At 59.5% G+C, this 17777-nt stretch carries 21 protein-coding genes; 11 read left to right on the forward strand and 10 right to left on the reverse strand.

All coding sequences use genetic code 11. From position 1 onward, the window contains the following. Nucleotides 1-120: 120 nt before the first annotated feature. A complete protein-coding gene (gene pdxH / locus ACN1C3_RS19785; RefSeq protein ID WP_419117452.1) occupies nucleotides 121-768 on the reverse strand; it encodes a pyridoxamine 5'-phosphate oxidase in 648 nt (215 codons plus the stop codon). Nucleotides 769-868: 100 nt separating this feature from the next. Further along, nucleotides 869-2398, reverse strand: a complete 1530-nt coding sequence (gene norR / locus ACN1C3_RS19790) for a nitric oxide reductase transcriptional regulator NorR (protein ID WP_419117453.1) — start codon at nucleotides 2396-2398, stop codon at nucleotides 869-871. Nucleotides 2399-2550: 152 nt separating this feature from the next. On the opposite strand from norR, the gene ytfE reads away from it, so the two are divergent. Then, the gene (gene ytfE, locus ACN1C3_RS19795) at nucleotides 2551-3225 is read left to right on the forward strand and encodes an iron-sulfur cluster repair protein YtfE (protein WP_419117454.1); all 675 of its coding nucleotides are present in this window, start codon (nucleotides 2551-2553) and stop codon (nucleotides 3223-3225) included. A gap of 78 nt (nucleotides 3226-3303) precedes the next feature. On the opposite strand, the gene ACN1C3_RS19800 is transcribed toward ytfE, so the two are convergent. Next, the gene (locus ACN1C3_RS19800; RefSeq protein ID WP_419117493.1) at nucleotides 3304-3741 is read right to left on the reverse strand and encodes a hypothetical protein; all 438 of its coding nucleotides are present in this window, start codon (nucleotides 3739-3741) and stop codon (nucleotides 3304-3306) included. 28 nt (nucleotides 3742-3769) lie between these two features. Then, entirely contained in the window at nucleotides 3770-4960 is a 1191-nt protein-coding gene (locus ACN1C3_RS19805) for an NnrS family protein (protein WP_419117455.1), read from the reverse strand. A 512-nt stretch (nucleotides 4961-5472) separates the two neighbouring features. On the opposite strand from ACN1C3_RS19805, the gene ACN1C3_RS19810 reads away from it, so the two are divergent. Together ACN1C3_RS19810 and ACN1C3_RS19815 are read left to right on the forward strand one after the other, a co-directional pair. Then, nucleotides 5473-6156, forward strand: a complete 684-nt coding sequence (locus ACN1C3_RS19810; protein ID WP_419117456.1) for a Crp/Fnr family transcriptional regulator — start codon at nucleotides 5473-5475, stop codon at nucleotides 6154-6156. After that, the gene (locus tag ACN1C3_RS19815; RefSeq protein WP_419117457.1) at nucleotides 6153-6353 is read left to right on the forward strand and encodes a protein DnrP; all 201 of its coding nucleotides are present in this window, start codon (nucleotides 6153-6155) and stop codon (nucleotides 6351-6353) included. The genes ACN1C3_RS19810 and ACN1C3_RS19815 overlap by 4 nt, the downstream gene beginning before the upstream one ends. A 197-nt stretch (nucleotides 6354-6550) precedes the next feature. Here ACN1C3_RS19815 and ACN1C3_RS19820 read toward each other — a convergent pair whose 3' ends face one another. From ACN1C3_RS19820 to ACN1C3_RS19830, 3 genes are all read right to left on the reverse strand, one after another. After that, nucleotides 6551-8392: a nitric oxide reductase activation protein NorD gene (locus tag ACN1C3_RS19820; protein ID WP_419117458.1), complete on the reverse strand. Its 1842-nt coding sequence runs from the start codon at nucleotides 8390-8392 to the stop codon at nucleotides 6551-6553. Between the two features lie 78 nt (nucleotides 8393-8470). Next, nucleotides 8471-9898 carry a cbb3-type cytochrome c oxidase subunit I gene (locus ACN1C3_RS19825; protein ID WP_419117459.1) on the reverse strand — a complete coding sequence of 476 codons (1428 nt, stop codon included), beginning with the start codon at nucleotides 9896-9898 and terminating at the stop codon, nucleotides 8471-8473. A 3-nt stretch (nucleotides 9899-9901) separates the two neighbouring features. Then, the gene (locus ACN1C3_RS19830) at nucleotides 9902-10342 is read right to left on the reverse strand and encodes a c-type cytochrome (protein WP_419117460.1); all 441 of its coding nucleotides are present in this window, start codon (nucleotides 10340-10342) and stop codon (nucleotides 9902-9904) included. Nucleotides 10343-10544: 202 nt separating this feature from the next. Here ACN1C3_RS19830 and ACN1C3_RS19835 point away from each other — a divergent pair, with 202 nt between their 5' ends. The 3 genes from ACN1C3_RS19835 to ACN1C3_RS19845 all read left to right on the forward strand — a co-directional run bounded on the left by ACN1C3_RS19835 (nucleotide 10545) and on the right by ACN1C3_RS19845 (nucleotide 12372). Beyond that, on the forward strand, nucleotides 10545-10697 hold the full coding sequence (locus ACN1C3_RS19835; RefSeq protein WP_419117461.1) for a hypothetical protein: 153 nt from the start codon (nucleotides 10545-10547) through the stop codon (nucleotides 10695-10697). A gap of 1075 nt (nucleotides 10698-11772) precedes the next feature. Next, a complete protein-coding gene (locus ACN1C3_RS19840; protein WP_419117462.1) occupies nucleotides 11773-12036 on the forward strand; it encodes a hypothetical protein in 264 nt (87 codons plus the stop codon). A gap of 75 nt (nucleotides 12037-12111) precedes the next feature. After that, entirely contained in the window at nucleotides 12112-12372 is a 261-nt protein-coding gene (locus ACN1C3_RS19845) for a hypothetical protein (RefSeq protein WP_419117463.1), read from the forward strand. Between the two features lie 15 nt (nucleotides 12373-12387). On the opposite strand, the gene ACN1C3_RS19850 is transcribed toward ACN1C3_RS19845, so the two are convergent. From ACN1C3_RS19850 to ACN1C3_RS19860, 3 genes are read right to left on the reverse strand one after another with little or no spacing between them, the layout of a single operon-like run. Next, nucleotides 12388-12645, reverse strand: a complete 258-nt coding sequence (locus ACN1C3_RS19850; RefSeq protein WP_419117464.1) for a cytochrome C oxidase subunit IV family protein — start codon at nucleotides 12643-12645, stop codon at nucleotides 12388-12390. A 10-nt stretch (nucleotides 12646-12655) separates the two neighbouring features. Continuing rightward, complete coding sequence (locus ACN1C3_RS19855) at nucleotides 12656-13243, reverse strand: cytochrome c oxidase subunit 3 (protein ID WP_419117465.1); 588 nt, start codon at nucleotides 13241-13243, stop codon at nucleotides 12656-12658. Next, nucleotides 13227-14030 carry an AAA family ATPase gene (locus ACN1C3_RS19860; protein ID WP_419117466.1) on the reverse strand — a complete coding sequence of 268 codons (804 nt, stop codon included), beginning with the start codon at nucleotides 14028-14030 and terminating at the stop codon, nucleotides 13227-13229. The genes ACN1C3_RS19855 and ACN1C3_RS19860 overlap by 17 nt, the downstream gene beginning before the upstream one ends. A gap of 68 nt (nucleotides 14031-14098) precedes the next feature. On the opposite strand from ACN1C3_RS19860, the gene ACN1C3_RS19865 reads away from it, so the two are divergent. The 5 genes from ACN1C3_RS19865 to ACN1C3_RS19885 are packed head-to-tail and all read left to right on the forward strand — an operon-like array spanning nucleotide 14099 to nucleotide 17777. After that, entirely contained in the window at nucleotides 14099-14245 is a 147-nt protein-coding gene (locus tag ACN1C3_RS19865; RefSeq protein ID WP_419117467.1) for a hypothetical protein, read from the forward strand. Beyond that, nucleotides 14229-15920, forward strand: coding sequence for a cytochrome D1 domain-containing protein (locus ACN1C3_RS19870; RefSeq protein WP_419117468.1), 1692 nt, complete (start codon nucleotides 14229-14231; stop codon nucleotides 15918-15920). Before ACN1C3_RS19865 ends, ACN1C3_RS19870 begins: the two co-directional genes overlap by 17 nt. Nucleotides 15921-15944: 24 nt before the next feature. Further along, nucleotides 15945-16259 carry a c-type cytochrome gene (locus tag ACN1C3_RS19875; RefSeq protein ID WP_419117469.1) on the forward strand — a complete coding sequence of 105 codons (315 nt, stop codon included), beginning with the start codon at nucleotides 15945-15947 and terminating at the stop codon, nucleotides 16257-16259. Between the two features lie 16 nt (nucleotides 16260-16275). Continuing rightward, nucleotides 16276-16602: a c-type cytochrome gene (locus tag ACN1C3_RS19880; RefSeq protein ID WP_419117470.1), complete on the forward strand. Its 327-nt coding sequence runs from the start codon at nucleotides 16276-16278 to the stop codon at nucleotides 16600-16602. Next, complete coding sequence (locus ACN1C3_RS19885) at nucleotides 16599-17777, forward strand: cytochrome D1 domain-containing protein (RefSeq protein ID WP_419117471.1); 1179 nt, start codon at nucleotides 16599-16601, stop codon at nucleotides 17775-17777. Before ACN1C3_RS19880 ends, ACN1C3_RS19885 begins: the two co-directional genes overlap by 4 nt.

The following is a 17777-nucleotide window of genomic DNA, read 5'->3' on the forward strand; positions in this document are numbered from 1 at the left end:
CGCAGCAGTCGTAAACCCGGAACGCACAGTCCTCCTGAAACACCGCGTGGTCTGATTCCACGACTGCTTCGCAGCCGAACGCAGCCTTCGGCAGCTGCTACGGGGGAATTCATTCGTCGCTCAAGGCGCCAAACGATTTCGCTCCCACACACCCTTCTGCAAACGGTAATCAAGCCGATCATGCAATCGGTCTGCACGCCCCTGCCAGAATTCCAGCCGTTCCGGACGCAGGCAGTAACCACCCCAGTCCTCGGGTCGTGGAATGGTCTGGCCGACGAAGCGCTTACCGGTTTCCACCAACAAGGATTCGAGTGCTGCCCGACTGGCCAACGGACGGCTTTGCGGTGAAGCCCAGGCCCCTAGACGGCTGGCCAGGGAGCGGGAGTCGAAGTAAGCATCCGAGAGCTGCGGGTCAAGCCTGGACACCTGGCCTTCGACACGAACCTGACGCTCCAGACCGGGCCAGAAAAAGGTCATGGCCGCATTGGGATTACCCGCCAGTTGCTGCCCCTTGTCACTCTGGTAATGGCCGAAAAAAGTGAAGCCTTCATCGCTCAATCCTTTGAGCAACAGAATCCGGCAGTGTGGGCGCCCTTGGCTGTCGACTGTCGCCAGGGCCATGCTATTGGCCTCGACGGGAGCGCTCTCGGTCTGGCGGGCTTGCTGCATCCACTGCCGGAACATGGTCAGTGGATCGTCCAGCGCCAGATCATCTTGCAAACCATCAAGGGTGTAGTTACGGCGCATTTGAGCCAGGGAAAGGGGCATGGCGGTAATCTCCGGAAGGTTTCACACAGTGTGCGAGCTTGCGTGCGATACCCACTTGACCACCATCAACACTGAGCATTGATGAAGCGTCGCCCTGCCCTTACTTAAGCCGCAACCTGCGGGCCAGTTTGTGCAGGTTGCTGGGATCGACTTCCAGCAGCCGTGCGGCGCAGGCCCAGTTCTCCCCGGACAGGCTCAAGGCGTGAAGGATTTTTTGCCGCTGGTAATCGTCGACGGCTTCGCCCAGGGGCTGGAACGGCAGGTCAGACACATCGCTCACAGGCAATTCAGCGACCGAACCCGGCGCGTGAATACCGTTGTCGAGATCCAGTATCGCGGGCTCCAGCGTCATGATCAGGGTGCGACTGGTGCCACGGCTGAGCTGCTTCAAGGCGGCTCGACTGATCACATGCTCCAGTTCACGCACATTGCCCGGCCAGGCATAACCCAGTAGCGCTCGCTCGGCCGCTGGCGACAGACGCAAACCGCGCAGGCCAAGCCGCGCCCGATTGAGCTCAAGGAAATGCCCGGCCAGCATCAACACATCGTTGCCGCGGTCGCGCAGGGGCGGGATCGGCACCGGATACACCGAGAGGCGGTGATACAGATCAGCGCGAAACAAGCCGTCGCGAATGCTGTCCGGCAGGTGTCGGTTGGTCGCCGCGATGATCCGCACATCGACATGCAGCGGCTTGTCGGCGCCCAGGCGCTGGATCTCGCCGTTTTGTAGCGTGCGAAGCAATTTGGCTTGCACGCTCAATGGCAATTCACCGACCTCGTCGAGCAACAGCGTGCCGCCGTTGGCCGCATCGAAACGCCCGGCACGATCGCTGGTGGCCCCGGAAAAGGCTCCTTTGACGTGTCCGAACAACTCGCTCTCCGCCAGCGATTCCGGCAAGGCGGCGCAATTGACATGCACCAGGGGCTTATGACGCCGGCGTGAAAGACCGTGTAAACGCCGGGCGAACAGCTCTTTGCCAACCCCGGTCTCCCCCAACAGCAACACCGGCAACTCGGAGTCGGCCAGCACTTCCAGCTCATTGAGCAACTGGCGCAGCACTTCGCTCTGACCCAGAATTTCGCCGTCCTCAGCGGGCATCCGCACGTCCTGAATATCACTGCGGGACAAACGCAAACTGCGGTTTTCCTGTTCGAGCCGGGTCACCCGCACAGCGGCCTCGATCTGCAAGGTACAACGCTTGAGCTCCTCCCGAGCGCGGCTGTCGAAGGTCCCAGCGTGCAGCGCATCGAGCGTGATCGCGCCCCAGATCCGCCCCTCGACATACAGGCTCACCCCCATGCAGTCATGCACCGGCAGCGGTTCGCCGGCATGGCCGTCGAGCAAGCCGTCATAGGGGTCCGGCAGGCGACTATCGGGTTCGAACCAGGTGGGCTCGCGCGACGCCATGATTGCCGCCAGCCGAGGGTGCTGAGCGATGACAAACCGGCGCCCCAGCGCTTCGTGAACCAGTCCCACCGTCGCCACCGGCCTCAGGCTGTCGTCATCCAGACGCAGCAACCCCACGGCGCCACTGTTGAAGTATTCGCGCAGGGTCTGGACAAGCCGTTGCAAACGCACGGCATTGGGCAGCTCGACAATCAAGTCGGCGGCCAGGCTTTCACGCAGCATGGTAGTAACCACCCTTTATGGTTTGATTCACCCTATGCCGTCAGGGTACTCATCACCACAACAAAAAATTAATCGAGCATTTTCAATGCGTTAAATATGGCATGCCGGATGCAACAGGACCGGGGAACCTGTGAAACCTAAGAGGAACCTCGATGAGCCTGACCCTTCTGGAACAAAGTCTCGGCCAACTGGCCTGCGACATTCCCGGCGCCACCCGGACTTTTCACGCCTTCAATCTGGACTTCTGTTGCGCCGGGCACAAAAGCCTGCGTGAAGCCGCCCTTGGCAAAGGCCTCGATCCCCTGCTGATTGCCGACGCTCTCCATGCCCTGCAAGACGCCGGTGAAACCCAGCACGACTGGCGCAACGAACCCGAGGAACTGTTGATCGCCCACATCCTGGCGCGCTACCACGCCCACCACCGCGAGCAACTGCCGGAACTGATCCGCCTGGCTCGCCGCGTCGAGCAGGTCCATGGTGCGCGCAGCAGCTGCCCCAACGGCCTGGCCGACCACCTGCGGGACATGCAGCAAGAACTCGAAGGCCACATGCTCAAGGAAGAACAAGTGCTCTTCCCGATGCTGCAACAGGGAATGGGGCCACAGGCCGTACCGCCGATCCAGGTGCTGCGTTACGAACATGATCAACACGGTGAAGCCCTGGAAAAAATGCTCGCCCTGACCGACAACATCACCCCGCCTGCCGATGCCTGCAACACCTGGCGCGCCCTTTATCGCGGCTTGCTGGAATTCAGGGACGACCTGATGCAGCACATCCATCTGGAAAACAACGTGCTGTTCGTCAAGGCCCTGCCCCCTCGCCATTAATCGATTGCCAGCAACACCCAACCCGCGCCAACCAACCGGTTGACGCGGTTTTTTTATTGGGATGAGATTGGGCTGCCATCAGCCGTGCCAATAGAACATGGCCTTGGCCAGGATCACGATCAACAGCATGTGCCCCAGGATGCTGCGGCGAATCCAGCTGGCGCGGGTCGAGGTCAGCCGCGCGCTTTTCAGCCAATACGCCAGCAGCAAGTAATGCCCGATGATGCTCAAGGCCAGAAGGATCTTCAGGCTCAACAACGTGCCGAAACTGCTGGCCAGCGGCTGGCTCAAGACACCACGGTGCTGCCACGCCAGCCCGATGCCGGCGCCATACAGCAGCAACACCACGCCATGCAGCACCTTGCGCGAGCGCACCGCAATCGCCTGATCTGCAGTCGATTGCGCACCGCTCACCAACTGCAGGCGTGCGGAGTGCCAGATGAACACCTCGAAAAACAGCGTCCCGATAAAGGCGATGGCCGCCAGCAAGTGCGTGACCAGCAAGTAGGGGTAAATCACCGGCAACCTCCGTCAATTCGACTGCTCATCCCGGATGACCGTCAACCCGGGCCCGCAGCAGCATCGGCCCATAACGCCAGGCGTACAGCGCAAACGCCAGCGCCCAACACAGACCTGCCAGCCACAATGCTCCCAACGGAAAGAACAGCACCAGCACCACCCGGCTCAGACATGCCAGGTTCAACAAAATGAACGCCAAAGTCATGCCCGACGGCGGTTCCAGCGCACGGCCGGTATGCCCCAGGCTGACCCGAGCGATCATCGCCAGAATCAAACCGCCCATGGCACCTATCGTCAGGCAATGCACCGCCAGACTGGGGTTCACCGGTACACCGAAATGCCACAGCGCCATACCGAGGCAGGCCACCGCCAACCAGCCATAGGCCAGGTGCAACGACCACAGCAACGGCACTCGCCACAGCGCCCGATCATGCCAGCGAACCAGACGCACAAAATGCCCCGCCGCCAACACCGCAAACAGCAGGCCGACCCAGACAGTGGGGTTAAGCGCAGGTCCTGCGGCATATAACACTGCCACCAGCGCCGAGCCTGCCAGCAGCAGGCTATCCAGCCAGGGCCAGGGCGCAACACCCTCGACCCGGCCGAGGCCGCGCTGAGTGAAGAACGGTATGACTCGCCCGCCGATCAAGCCCATCATCGCCGCCGCCAGCCAGATGCCGGTCAATACACTTTGACGCTGCCAGCCCTCATGACCTGGAAGCAGGCCATACATGGACAAGCCGTCGGCCACGGCCAATAACAGCAACACCAGCACAATCGGATAATTACGTTTCTGCCGCACCTTCCATAGGGTGAAACCCATGAGTGCTGCCACCGCCAGCGGAAAAGCCAATTCCAGAACCGCAAGCAACGGCCACGGCACATTCGCCAGCCAGGCCAGACGCGCGAACAACCACAACAACGCCAGACCCGCCAGTGGCCTACCGCTGATGCCCGGGCGACCGGTCCAGGTCTGCACGGCCGTCAGCAGAAAACCCGCGATAATCGCCAGCGCAAACCCGAACAACAGCTCATGCCGATGCCAGGCCAGCCAACCACCTGCCGGCTGCCAGCCGGAAATCGCGCCACTGAAGGCGGCCAGCCAGAGCGGTATGGCCAGCAACGCCAAGACGCAGCCCGCCAGGAAAAACGGCCGAAAGGCCAGACGTAACAACGGCGCAATCGCCATCGCTTTACGGCGGTCAAGCACTTGCATAAAGCCACTCCTCTACCTTGCTGCCGGAGGGTAAATTCCACCCCCATAATCGGGTATTACCCATTCGCTGCACTTGTCACAGATCAAGCTTGCAAACTGCCAGAGGGTTAAATTGACCCTCTGTAGTCGAAACAATGGGTTGCAAGGGGCGTGCCCTGATGCCGATCAAGGGTTGAACGCTGCCCTTTCGCCACAAAGGGCCACCCACTCAGGGTACAAATGACCATTAAGTGGGTGTTTTCACCCTAAAGCCCATGGTCTTTTTCACCTACCTCACTGACATCCCCAATAAATAAGGATCTCCAGGTCTGGCCCGCGTCTTGCTCATTCATGAGTGCCTTCATAAGACAAATGTGTTTTCCCTCGACTACCTGGAGCCGTCATGAAAAACATCATCCAGCCAGTTGCATGGTTTGTTGTCCTGGCCTCAATCGTGGCTTTGGCCAGTGGCATCTCTCTAGGCCTCGTTTGACTTAATAGCCGTCCCTTTCCAGCCATCAGGAAGATTTTTTATGGTGCTTCATCGCGTCCATCACCAGATTCTGCGCAGTCATCATTTATTCGAGCCGTTGAATGAAGAACAGCTGGATGAATTGATGAGTACCAGCCACTTGCTGAGCATCGACAAAGGCGAACCGCTGTTCCGTCAGGGCGAGCCGGCCGACTCGTTCTATTTCGTGATCGCCGGGGCGGTGAAAATCTATCGCCTGACGCCCGATGGGCAAGAGAAGGTGTTTGAGGTCATCGGTGATCGGCAAACCTTCGCCGAGGCGATGATGCTGATGGACACACCCAACTATGTGGCCTCGGCCGAAGCGATTTGTCCGACGCAGCTCTATCGCTTGTCCAACAGCACCTACATGCGCCTGTTGCAAAGCAATAGTCGATTGACCTTTGCCCTGCTTGGCAAGCTCTGCGTACGTCTGCACCAGCGGGTCAACGAGATCGAAACCCTGTCGCTGAAAAATGCGACCCACCGGGTCGTGCGTTATCTGCTGACGCAACTGGTGCGTTTGCAAACCGTTGACAGCCAATTCGAACTGCCGATGGCCAAGCAGCTGATTGCCGGGCATCTGTCGATCCAGCCAGAGACGTTTTCCCGGATCATCCGCCGTTTGATCGATGAAAAGATCATCACTCAAGACGGCCGCCAGATCGCCATTCTTGATCGTCTGCGCCTGGAACAGTTCGAATGAGTGACGTGCCCATCTGTCTGTATTGCCAACACACTAATCCGCTGCAGGAAACCGAGTGCCGCCAGTGCGGCATGCCCCTGCCGGCGCTGGCCGAGGACGCTGGGGAACATCGGCAACGACGATTCATGTGGTTCTGCATCGGCCTGACGATCTTCTGTGTGGCAATGTTTTTCTGGTTGCCGCGCAGCATCTCCTGAGCAGCGCCATCCCGAACATATCCCACCGCGTAGCAGCTGCCGAAGGCTGCGTTCGGCTGCGAAGCAGTCGTAAACCCGGAACGCACGGTCCTCCTGAAACACCGCGTGGTCTGATTTCACGACTGCTTCGCAGCCGAACGCAGCCTCGCAGGCTCGGCAGCTGCTACGGGGACGCAGGCTGCTACGGGAAGTGCCTTTCAAGGCTGGGTCAACTGACGATACAACTGCGGCAAGCGCAGGGGTAATTGTTCGGGCTGGCGGATCAAGGTGTAGCCATTGGCGCCAAACATATACGGCAGGTAATCGCCGGCCTCGCGATCAATGGTGATACAGAACGGCGTCAACCCCTGACGCCGCGCCTCCAATACCGCTTCACGAGTATCTTCGACACCGTAGCGCCCCTCATAGAGATCCAGATCGTTGGGTTTGCCGTCAGTCAGCAACAGCAGCAGTTTGCGTCTGCGTTTACAACCGCCCAGCAGTTGCGTGGCCTGGCGAATGGCAGCGCCCATGCGTGTGTAATACCCCGGTTTCAGCCCCTGAATGCGACCGCGAATGTTGTCGTCATAACGCTGGGTGAATGACTTGAGCTCTTGCAGGCGCACTTGCTGACGACGCAGCGAGGAAAACCCGTACAGGGCGAAATCGTCACCCAGCACCGACAACGTTTCGCCGAACAACAGCAAGCTGTCCCTGATCACATCGATCACGCGATGCTCATCGTTCAGGTGGGCGTCGGTGGACATCGACACATCGGCCAGTAACAGGCACGCCAGGTCGCGACGGGTCTGGCGCTGTTCCATGAACAGACCGCGTTCGGCGCACTGGCCATGCTGGCGTTCAACGTGGAAATCCAGCCAGGCCTGCATATCCAGCTCAGATCCCTGGGGCTGCTGGCGTAACCATTGACGATCATTGCGCAGGTGCTCGAACTGGCGTCGCAAACGGTGCGCCGATGCCTTCAGCCGTGGCGGCAGCGGCTGCGCCTCGCAGTCACGCGGCTGCATCATTTGCAGATTGACGAAGCCATCCTGCATCTGCTGCTTGCGGTAGTCCCACTCCGGCAACTTGATGCCCTCGCCCAGGGGAATATCGTCGACATCGGCCGGTGGCAAATCCAGGTGCAGCTTCAGACCGCCGCCCTTGCGCAGACGAGTGCGCGACAGGGTCAATTCGTCCAGGTCGTCGGCGACTTTGGCGGCGTTCGGGTCTTCGCTGTCATCCGACCAACGATCCAGGTCCACGTGTTCGGTCCAGCTGAACAGGTTCTCCAGACGCACCACCAACAGTCCGCCTGCGCGGGTACTTTCATCAATCCGCTTGGCGCGCTTGCGTCCGCCTTTCTGCTCGCCGGGAGGCGTAGCCAGAGTCTCTTCCGAGTCTTCGCCCAGGTCCGCAGCCTGTGGGCTGGCGAGGTTCTGCGGCGGATACAGCCACAGCGGCAGCGGCCAGGCCGATCGTTCGCTACGGGGAAAATGTTCGACACTCCCCGGCTCGCGCAATGCCTGGCACAACGCCCGTTCCAGTGCTGCTTCGCTGGTGTTCAGCGACGCCGGATCCGGGCGCAATTGCAGATGGGCATCGACCAGGCGGTGGTACCGGGAACGCAACGCGGGATAACGCCGCAACAGCATTTGCGTCCAGCGCTGGTTGTCCCGCCCCCAGTGACGCATCTGGCCGGCCTGCGCTGCCAGCAGCGCCAGCCAGCGATAGAGTTCCTCGTTCAATGCCACTTCAGGGAAGACCGCCAGGCTCGACGGCAGACGAAGGTTATTCTCGTCACACCACGCCAATGGCACTTGTTTGCAGGTACCGGCGATCTGCTGCAGCACGTTACGGCGCAGCAACAGATCGCGGTCGCTGGCGGCTTCCACGCCTATGCCACTGGCGCCGCCCATGGCACGAAACAACAGCGCCAGCGGTCGTTGCTGGCTGACCAGCTCGACCCGCGCTTCGGGGAAATCCGGGCTGGCGCGCCGCGTGATGAAACGATGCCAGACACTGCCTACCCACTCTTCCAGTTCGACGGTAAAGGCCATGGTTTTTGCCCTTTTTGGACATCAAAAAAACGGCCCGCTGTATCAGCCGGGCCGACCTTTTCTAGCCGTTGCACCGGCTCATGAAGGGACAACAGCGGCTGGAGCGCGCAAGGCTGCGCGGCCACGCTGCTTGAAGCTCAAGAGATAGCAGAGCAGTCCGGCAAGGAAACCGACACCGCTGGCCAGACGGGCCCAGAACAGCACTTTCAGATGTTCGACAGTGGCCATGAACGGCAACGCGACTCCATCGACCGGCCAGCGTTGCAGGTAGATCTGGACGGCACCGGCAGCGGTGAGCAACAACGTGATCATCACCATCGACAGGGTCATCAACCAGAAGCCCCGGATCTCGAGGGTCTGCGAGCGCTCGTCCCCCGCTTCACCGAGCCCGCGCAGTCGCGGCATGGCGTAGCTGATCAAGGTCATCACGATCATCGCGTAAGCACCGTAGAAGGCCAGGTGAGCGTGAGCCGCCGTCAGTTGCGAGCCATGGGTGTAGAAGTTGACCGGTGCCAGGGTATGCAGAAAACCCCAGACGCCCGCACCGAAGAAGGCCGTCACCGTGGTGCCCTTGGCCCACAGCGTAGCGGCGCGGTTCGGGTGTTGCCGACGACGTTTCTTCACCATGCTGAAGGCGAATATCACCATGGCCAGGAAAGGCAGCGGCTCCAGTGCAGAGAAGATTGAACCGACCCATAACCAGACCTCAGGCGCACCGATCCAGAAGAAGTGGTGACCGGTGCCGATGATCCCGGTAATCAGCGCCATGGCGATGATCACATAGAGCCATTTCTCGACCACTTCCCGGTCCACACCGGTGATCTTGATCAGCACGAAGGCCAGCATCGAGCCCATGATCAGCTCCCACACGCCTTCGACCCAAAGATGCACCACCCACCACCAGTAGAACTTGTCGCGGGCCAGGTTTCCCGGGTTGTAGAAGGAGAACAGGAAGAACACCGCGAGCCCGATCAACCCGGTCATCATGACCATGCTGATGGTGGTCTTGCGACCTTTTAGCAGGGTCATGCCGATGTTGTAGAGGAAGCCCAGACACACCACCACAATGCCCATCTTGGTGATGGTCGGCTGCTCCAGAAACTCCCGGCCCATGGTCGGCAGCAGCTCGTTGTGGGTCAGCCTGGCCAGGCCCGCATACGGCACCAGCAGATAGCCCAGGATCGTCAGCACACCCGCCGCGGCGAATACCCAGAACAGAATGATCGCAAGCTTCGGACTGTGCAGTTCGCGGTCGGCCTCTTCCGGAATCAGGTAGTAGGCGGCGCCCATGAAGCCAAACAGTATCCAGATGATCAGCAGGTTGGTGTGTACCATCCGCGCCACGTTGAAGGGAATGGCCGGAAACAGAAAGTCCCCCACCACGTATTGCAGGCCCATGATCAAACCGAACAGCACCTGACCGAGAAACAGGATCAAGGCAAACACGAAGTAAGGTTTGGCCACGGCTTGCGAGGCGAATTTCAGATGCGGATTAGCAATACTCATCTCTCAGCCCTCCTTGTTTGGCGGCCAGCCATTGGTATTGATTTTCGAGCTCCATTTGAGGAACTCGGAGATGTCGTCCACTTCCTGATCGCTCAGGTTGAACTGAGGCATCGCTCGCCGGCCGGGTACGCCCAGCGGCTGCATCTTCATCCAGGCATGCAGAAAGGGTTTGAAACCTTCCTCCCCGCCGCGCCGCTGAAACACGTTGCCCAGCTCAGGCGCGAAGTAGGCGCCCTCGCCCAGTAACGTGTGGCAGCCGATGCAGTTGTTTTGCTCCCAGACCAACTTGCCACGCACCACTGATTCGCTTAATTGCGCTTCATTGCTGCGAGCTGGAAAGGTCTGTTCCGTGTGATAGGTCAAGGCCAGGAATATCAGGAAGAAGAAGATGCTTCCCCCGAAATAGATATTCCTGGCCATGCCTTTTGTGAAGGTCTCTGACATGGTCGCTTCCTCTTTGCTTGGCCTGTCCATTCTAGGAAGCGGTGGGTCGAAACCTGCTTGATGGCGATCAAGAAACTCCGATGGTTTTGGTCGGGTATTCACATCAAGAAGTCGCTCGGCTTATCGGCCCAAGGCGTTTATTCCCATCGCGATCTGTCGCCTTTGCTCCTACGGAGCTCACCTTTATAAGGTCAGCGCGCGTATGCACCAGCAAATTCGCGACGGCGAGCGCAACCGGATCTCAGGGTTCCTTTGGTATCTGTTCGACGTCATGACCCTGTGGACGATTCCCAACCACCTAACCGAATGGGAAGTCCGCCGCCTCCAGAAAATGGGCCAACACGCCTTGCCCTAAGTGATGCAGCAATGGTCCGAGCCGTTGCCGAAGGAACAATGGGCGAAACCGAGTGAAGAACTGCTGCACATGAGCGAAAAAGTTCAAACGTTGTACAAATGTCAGCCCAGGCGCCCGATTACCGAATTTTTTGCCGAAGTTCTGCGTTAGAAGTTGATTAGCAGGCATTGTGCGCAAGCTTTTTTAGCCTCAGCGATTTCAAGTTTCGTAATCAGCTCCGCGCAGCGTATATCAGCTCTTCGGTCATACCAGTGGCCGTCCGATAGGGCTGAATCGGGAACAATCCCACCAGACATTCAGTTTTAATTGACTGACCAAGGGTACTGGAACAGTTTTTTTGCCTACCAGAGCTGCCCACGCACGTACCTATTCATTGCTGCTTGATTAGCCTTTAAGCATCCGACGTGAAACTCAACATTTACTTTCCCCGTACTCTCCTTGCACTTCTTAACTTTGGCGACTAGTGCGTGGCGATTATTCTCGTACCATTTAATCGTTTTAAGATTCTCAGGAGTATCTCTTGCAGCAGCCAAGTTCTTTTCTTCTTCAAGTTTCCTTAGCCTCATACTCCTAGTCTCAGATGCAAATCGTGCGTTAGCACACCACGTGTAGTGCGGCATAGGATTGTACTTTGTTGGGTGGTCGCAGCTTCTTAGGGTTCGATATATCTCGGACGGATTGTCGATAAACCATTCAATCGTAGGTGCTTTGTCGTCCCCGCATCCGACCAATATAAAAGAGGAAATCACTACAACAAAGAGTCTTGCACTCATACCTGTAAGTTCTGACAAGTAAATTGGCTGCGGTGTTCTGGGTTTGCTCATGCCGATCTTCGCTCTTAAAAACGGCGACCTTGGCAAGCCAGCCCAGTTAAAAATGCAGGGGAACTCAACTTTTGATGTAGGTTAAATCCGAATTTTTCTGCGGCCCGACAAACCTGCTTTTTAACCCTACTCATCGGCCTCGGCGTTTGGCGCCACAACCACAACAAACGCGCCGCCATCATCCCCACCCGCTTCAACCGCCAACGCCGCGAAGTCTGCTTCATGCCTGAAGACGACCCCGTCTTCGTCCCTTGGGAATCCCTTCCGCCTGGGTCATCGAATCCCAGGGCGCCACCCAATACGGCATGGGCATTGGCTTCCAGCACGGGGGTCGCCTGACCAGCGTCGAATTCCCCTGCGCCGGCCTGTCCTTGGACATCAGCCATTGGGAAGCGATCCGTGGCTACATGGAATACGAAGTCAACGACCTCAAATCCATTCAGGCCCCCCAGCAGGACCTCCAAGGTCCCAACGACCCGCCCCACGAAGGCAGGCACACTTTCCACAACGCCTGAGCGCGTATGCACCAGCAAATCCGGGACGGCCAACGCAGTCGGTTGTCCGGCTTCTTCTGGTACTGATACCACGTGATGACGCTGTGGACCATTCCCAACTACCTGACCGAATGGGAAATCCGCCGCCTCAAGGAAAAGGGCCAACAGGCGTTGCCCGAGGCAACGCGTCAATGGTCGGAACCGCTGCCGAAGGAACAATGGACCAGGCCGAGTGAAGAACTGCTGCGCCTGAGCGAGCAGGTTCGCGCCCTGCATAAACGTCAGCCGCGACGCCCGATCACAGAGATTTTTGCCGAGGTGCAGCGTTTGAACCCGACCGATAAACGTCGCGCATGAGTTTTTTCAGGTTGGTTAAGCGACCAACACCAGCGTCACCCCCACCGCCGCCGCCAAAACCACCGCCCAGCTCAACATCAACCGGCGCCACAGTCGTGGCGCGTGGCGCATTTCCATGAAACCGTCGGCGATCAGCCAGGCCTTGCCGACGGCCACCAGCAAGATGGCAATGGACAGCAACGTGGTGGCTCCGGCATTCCCGAGCTCCACGGTGCACACGCTCAGCGCAGCCAGCCCTGCCCAGCAGGCGACCAGAACCCTGGAAGCGGACATGAGAACCTCGTCAATTCAGAACGTAGACCAGCGGGAAAAGCACCACCCAGATCAGATCGACCATGTGCCAATAGAGCACGCCGGATTCCAGCCCGCTGCGGTTGCTGGTGCTGTACAGACGACGCCGACAGCGTTCCGCCAGCCAGCCGAGAATCAGCATGCCGAGTAGCACATGAAGGAAGTGAAACCCGGTGAGGATCCAGTACAGGATGAAAAAAGTGTTGTGCTCCATGCCCAGTCCCGAGGCCAGCAGATGCCGGTACTCAGTGAGCTTCAACAGCACATAGACACTGGCGGCCAGCAAGGCCGCCAACAGAAACAGGGCACCGTGGCGGGCCCGCGATTGCCTGACCTGTTCCTGAGCCAGCGCGGCGAACAGCCCAGCGGTGAGCAGGCTCAAGGTCATCGCCAGCCCGGTGGAGCTGTTGAGTAACTGGCGGCTTTCGCTAAACATTTGGGGTTTCAGCACCTGGGTCACGGCGAACGCGAGAATCAGAATCGCGAACACCGAGAGCTCGGCGAGGATGAAAAACCACATCGCCAAATCGCCCGGTAAATGTCCGGGAGACACCGCAGTGGTTTCAGGCGAAGTGGACATCAACCACGTCCATCAGCGCGGCAACGGTCAGCGGATCATCGCTCAGCGGCTCGGCCAGACAGGCCATGCAGGCCTCACGCGGGCTCATGCCGGAGCGGATCATTCGCGCCGTAAAAATCAGCAACCGCGTGGACGCGACTTCTTCCAGATCATGTTGATCCAGGCGCCGTAGAGCCTGCCCCAGCCTGACCACCTGCGCCGCCAGCGCCACGTCCACCTGCGCCTCTCTGGCGACAATGCGCTCTTCATCGGCCACCGGCGGATAGCCGAAACGCATCGCCACGAAGCGCTGGCGGGTGCTGGGTTTCATGCCTTTGAGCAGGTTCTGGTAACCGGGGTTGTAAGACACCACCAGCATGAATGAAGGCGGTGCCTGCAGCACTTCCCCGGTGCGTTCCAGGAACAGCTCCCGACGATCATCGGCCAGCGGATGCAGGACCACCACGGTGTCCTGGCGCGCCTCAACCACTTCGTCGAGGTAGCAGATGCCCCCTTCACGCACCGCTCGGGTCAGCGGCCCATCCTGCCACCAGGTGCCCTGGGCACCAATCAGATGACGGCCGATCAGGTCGGCGGCGCTCAGGTCGTCATGGCACGCCACGGTGTACAGCGCCAGCTTCAGCCGATGGGCCATGTGCTGGACGAAACGGGTCTTGCCACAGCCAGTAGGGCCTTTGATCAGCACCGGCATGCCGTGGCGCCAGGCTTGCTCGAACAGCACCTCTTCATTGTTCAGCGGTTGGTAGAAGGGTTCGACCTTGTGTTCGAAAGAATGAGTACGGTCCATGAGGCACCTGAGGCAAGAGCGGGGTTGAGGACCACGCTACGGGCGCCTGCGACAACCTGGCAAGCGACATGGCCGGCAAACTTGATCGCCGTCAAGCGAGCATTGGCCTGCTGGGCATAGCCTTGCACGGCACTAAGAACCTGCGCTCTGTGCTGCCGTTTCAGTACATCGCAAAGGTCTTGCCTGAGGAGAAATGGAATGCTGATCAGCAATAGAAAAACCTTTGCTCTGACCGTCGCCACCCTGTGCTCGGCACTGGCGCTGGCGGTGACTCACGCCGCCAGAGCCGAAGAGCCCGCCGCCGCTGCGGCAAACCCGCTCATGGTTAAAACAGCAGGAGCACCCGACCTGAGCCAGGCCGAGTTCGATTCCTCCAAGGAGATTTATTTCCAGCGCTGCGCAGGCTGTCACGGTGTACTGCGCAAAGGCGCCACTGGCAAGCCACTGACCCCGGACATCACCCAGGCCCGGGGTCAGCCTTATCTGGAAGCCTTGATTACTTACGGTTCGGCGGCGGGCATGCCGAACTGGGGGACGTCCAATGCGCTGACCAAGGATCAGATCACGTCAATGGCCAAGTTCATTCAGCACACGCCGCCGACGCCGCCGGAATGGGGCATGGCCGAGACGCTGAAAACCTGGAAATTGCTGGTCAAACCCGAGGACCGTCCAAAGAAACAGCTGACCAAACTCAACCTGCAAAACCTGTTTTCGGTGACGCTGCGCGATGACGGCAAGATTGCCCTGATCGATGGTGACAGCAAGAAGATCGTCAAACTCATCGAGACCGGCTATGCGGTGCACATCTCCCGTATCTCCGCCTCCGGACGCTACCTGCTGGTGATCGGTCGAGACGCCAGGATCGACATGATCGACCTGTGGCCACTGGAGCCGACCAAGGTTGCCGAGATCAAAGTGGGCATCGAGGCACGCTCGGTGGAAACCTCCAAGTTCAAGGGCTACGAAGACAAATACACCATCGCCGGCTCCTACTGGCCGCCGCAGTTCACCATCATGGACGGCGAAACACTGGAGCCCAAGCAGATCGTTTCGACTCGCGGCATGACTGTCGACAAGCAGGAGTACCACCCCGAACCCCGGGTCGCGGCGATCATTGCCTCCCACGAATGGCCGGAGTTCATCGTCAACGTCAAGGAAACCGGCAAGGTCATGCTGGTCAATTACCAGGACATCAAAAACCTCACCATCACCTACATCGATGCCGCGCCCTTCCTGCATGACGGCGGTTGGGACAGCAGTCACCGCTACTTCATGACCGCCGCCAACAACTCCAACAAAGTCGCCGTGATCGACTCCAAGGAACGCAAATTGACCGCGTTGGTGGACGTCGGCAAAACCCCTCACCCCGGTCGCGGCGCCAACTTCAACCACCCCACCTACGGTCCAGTTTGGGCCACCAGCCATCTGGGTGATGACGGTATTTCGCTGATCGGCACCGACCCGATCAAACACCCGCAATACGCCTGGAAACAGGTCGCCTCACTCAAGGGCCAGGGCGGCGGATCGCTGTTTATCAAGACCCACCCCAACTCCCGTCACCTGTATGTCGACACCACCCTCAACCCGGACGCCAAGCTCAGCCAGTCCGTGGCGGTCTTCAACATCGACAAACTCGACGCCGGCTACACCGTGCTGCCCATCGCTGAGTACGCCGGTATCGAAAAGGGCGCGATGCGGGTCGTGCAACCGGAATACAACAAGGCCGGCGATGAAGTCTGGTTCTCCGTGTGGAGCGGCCAGGCAGACGAATCGGCGCTGGTGGTGATCGACGACAAGACCCTCAAGCTCAAATCAGTGATCAAAGACAAACGACTGATTACGCCGACCGGGAAATTCAACGTCTACAACACCCAACACGACATTTATTGAGCTCCATCAATGCAAGGAAACCTCATGAAAAATACCCTGATTTCACTGTTCGCCCTGACCGCTGCACTGAGTGTGCAACCGGCAGTGGCCCAAGACGCGCTGGAGCTGTTCAAGAGCAAACCCTGCGCCGCCTGCCATTCCATCGACACCAAAGTGGTCGGCCCTGCGCTCAAGGATGTCGCGGCCAAGAACGCCGGCGTTGCCGGTGCCGTAGATACCTTGGCGGGCCATATCAAGAACGGCACGCAAGGCAATTGGGGGCCAATGCCGATGCCGGCAAACCCGGTGACTGAAGAAGAAGCGAAGATTCTCGCGACCTGGGTACTGACACTCAAATAACGACAGGGAGGGCGTCATGAAGGTTCACCGACACACTGTGATTTTGACGGCCCTCCTCCTGATTTGCGCAACTGCGGTTGCGGCGCCCGACGCCAAGCGTCAGGCACAGCTCGAACACCTGCTGGCCCAGGACTGCGGCGCTTGCCATGGCCTGCGCATGACCGGCGGGCTTGGGCCCGAACTGACCCGTACGGCGCTGGCCGGCAAGTCCAGGGACAGCCTGATTGCCACCGTCACCCAGGGTCGTCCCGGTACCGCCATGCCCGGTTGGGGCCCGCTGCTCAGCCCCGACGACATCCGCTGGCTGGTCGATCTTCTTCTCCAAGGATATCCCGCACCATGATCCGTTCAATCCTGATGTCAGCGGCGACCGGCCTGTTGTTGTCCGCCTGCGTTCAGCCACCGTTGCGTGGCACTGGCGATCTGGGCGTGGTAGTGGAGCGCGCCACCGGTAGCCTACAAATTATCGAAAGCGATACCCAGACTGCCCTCGCCCGCCTCGAAGGCTTCGGTGACTTGTCCCATGCCTCGGTGGTGTTCTCCCGCGACCAGCGCTACGCCTACGTATTCGGCCGCGACGGAGGTCTGAGCAAAGTCGACCTGCTGACCCGGCGTATCGATCAGCGGGTCATCCAGGGTGGTAACAGCATCGGCGGCGCCATCAGTCAGGACGGCAAGCTGATCGCGGTCTCCAATTACGTGCCCGGTGGCGTCAAAGTCTTCGATGCCGAGACCCTGCAACAAGTGGCCGATATTCCCGCCACACTCCTGCCCGATGGAACCAAGCGTTCACGGGTAGTCGGTCTGGTGGATGCACCCGGGCAGCGTTTCGTGTTCAGCCTGTTTGATACCGGCGAGATCTGGACCGCCGATTTCAGTCAGGGCAACACCCCGCAGATCAGCCGCTTCAAGAACATCGGCCAGCAACCCTACGACGCACTGATCACCCCGGACGGGCGTTACTACATGGCCGGACTGTTCGGCGAAGACGGCATGGCTCAACTCGACCTCTGGCATCCAGAGCGCGGGGTGCAGCGGGTACTCGGCGACTACGGTCGCGGCCAGGCGAAACTGCCGGTCTACAAGATGCCGCATCTGGAAGGCTGGGCCGTCGCCGACAACCAGGCGTTCGTGCCCGCCGTCGGCCGCCATCAAGTGCTGGTGATGGATTCACGCACCTGGCAGCAGACCGCCGTCATCCCGGTGGCCGGCCAGCCGGTGTTCGTCACGTCGCGGCCGGACGGTCGGCAGCTCTGGGTCAATTTCGCCTATCCGGACAATGATCGGGTTCAAGTCATCGATACCGAGACCCACGCCGTGGTCGCAGATCTGCAACCAGGGCCAGCGGTGCTGCACATGGAATTTACCTCCCGTGGCGATCAACTGTGGCTGTCGTTACGCGACGGCGATCAGGTTCAAGTTTGGGACCCGTACAGCCTGAAACGCCTGACCACCCTGCCGGCCACCAAGCCGAGCGGGATCTTCTTCAGCAGCCGCGCGCAAAAGATGGGGTATTGA

The sequence above is a fragment of the Pseudomonas sp. H11T01 genome, assembly GCF_048515765.1.
In the GTDB taxonomy this organism is placed as follows: Bacteria; Pseudomonadota; Gammaproteobacteria; order Pseudomonadales; family Pseudomonadaceae; genus Aquipseudomonas.

Bases quoted from the DNA above. Each gene is read 5' to 3' on its own strand.
- pdxH (WP_419117452.1), bottom strand. From the start codon at position 768: ATGCCCCTTTCCCTGGCTCAAATGCGCCGTAACTACACCCTTGATGGT.
- norR (WP_419117453.1), bottom strand. From the start codon at position 2,398: ATGCTGCGTGAAAGCCTGGCCGCCGACTTGATTGTCGAGCTGCCCAAT.
- ytfE (WP_419117454.1), top strand. From the start codon at position 2,551: ATGAGCCTGACCCTTCTGGAACAAAGTCTCGGCCAACTGGCCTGCGAC.
- ACN1C3_RS19805 (WP_419117455.1), bottom strand. From the start codon at position 4,960: ATGCAAGTGCTTGACCGCCGTAAAGCGATGGCGATTGCGCCGTTGTTA.
- ACN1C3_RS19810 (WP_419117456.1), top strand. From the start codon at position 5,473: ATGGTGCTTCATCGCGTCCATCACCAGATTCTGCGCAGTCATCATTTA.
- ACN1C3_RS19815 (WP_419117457.1), top strand. From the start codon at position 6,153: ATGAGTGACGTGCCCATCTGTCTGTATTGCCAACACACTAATCCGCTG.
- ACN1C3_RS19820 (WP_419117458.1), bottom strand. From the start codon at position 8,392: ATGGCCTTTACCGTCGAACTGGAAGAGTGGGTAGGCAGTGTCTGGCAT.
- ACN1C3_RS19825 (WP_419117459.1), bottom strand. From the start codon at position 9,898: ATGAGTATTGCTAATCCGCATCTGAAATTCGCCTCGCAAGCCGTGGCC.
- ACN1C3_RS19830 (WP_419117460.1), bottom strand. From the start codon at position 10,342: ATGTCAGAGACCTTCACAAAAGGCATGGCCAGGAATATCTATTTCGGG.
- ACN1C3_RS19835 (WP_419117461.1), top strand. From the start codon at position 10,545: ATGCACCAGCAAATTCGCGACGGCGAGCGCAACCGGATCTCAGGGTTC.
- ACN1C3_RS19845 (WP_419117463.1), top strand. From the start codon at position 12,112: ATGACGCTGTGGACCATTCCCAACTACCTGACCGAATGGGAAATCCGC.
- ACN1C3_RS19850 (WP_419117464.1), bottom strand. From the start codon at position 12,645: ATGTCCGCTTCCAGGGTTCTGGTCGCCTGCTGGGCAGGGCTGGCTGCG.
- ACN1C3_RS19855 (WP_419117465.1), bottom strand. From the start codon at position 13,243: ATGTCCACTTCGCCTGAAACCACTGCGGTGTCTCCCGGACATTTACCG.
- ACN1C3_RS19860 (WP_419117466.1), bottom strand. From the start codon at position 14,030: ATGGACCGTACTCATTCTTTCGAACACAAGGTCGAACCCTTCTACCAA.
- ACN1C3_RS19865 (WP_419117467.1), top strand. From the start codon at position 14,099: ATGGCCGGCAAACTTGATCGCCGTCAAGCGAGCATTGGCCTGCTGGGC.
- ACN1C3_RS19870 (WP_419117468.1), top strand. From the start codon at position 14,229: ATGCTGATCAGCAATAGAAAAACCTTTGCTCTGACCGTCGCCACCCTG.
- ACN1C3_RS19875 (WP_419117469.1), top strand. From the start codon at position 15,945: ATGAAAAATACCCTGATTTCACTGTTCGCCCTGACCGCTGCACTGAGT.
- ACN1C3_RS19880 (WP_419117470.1), top strand. From the start codon at position 16,276: ATGAAGGTTCACCGACACACTGTGATTTTGACGGCCCTCCTCCTGATT.
- ACN1C3_RS19885 (WP_419117471.1), top strand. From the start codon at position 16,599: ATGATCCGTTCAATCCTGATGTCAGCGGCGACCGGCCTGTTGTTGTCC.